The sequence below is a fragment of the Pseudomonas sp. BJa3 genome, assembly GCF_026343815.1.
Classification (GTDB): domain Bacteria; phylum Pseudomonadota; class Gammaproteobacteria; order Pseudomonadales; family Pseudomonadaceae; genus Aquipseudomonas; species Aquipseudomonas soli.
Window position 1 is genome coordinate 1 of sequence record NZ_JAOXMC010000557.1, and the last position, 235, is coordinate 235.

Here is a 235-nt window from a genome sequence, read left to right on the forward strand (position 1 = left end):
TGGTGATGAGGTGGTTGAGGCCGCCGAGTTTCATGAAGACCAGGCAGTTCGCCGTCAACGCGAAGATATGGTAGAGCGGCAACGCGGTGATGATCACTTCATTGCCGTAGTCCAGCCCGGTGCCGACCCACACGCCGGCTTGCTGCATGTTCGCGACGAGGTTGCGGTGCGTCAGCATGGCGCCCTTGGCGACGCCCGTGGTGCCACCGGTGTATTGCAGGAACGCGATGTCGCC

1 protein-coding gene is annotated in these 235 nt (G+C 62.6%); it reads right to left on the reverse strand.

Annotation, left to right across the window (positions count from 1 at the left end; all coding sequences use genetic code 11):
- Positions 1 to 235: AMP-binding protein (locus OH705_RS28775; RefSeq protein ID WP_267303642.1), on the reverse strand; the 235-nt coding region annotated here is incomplete at both ends.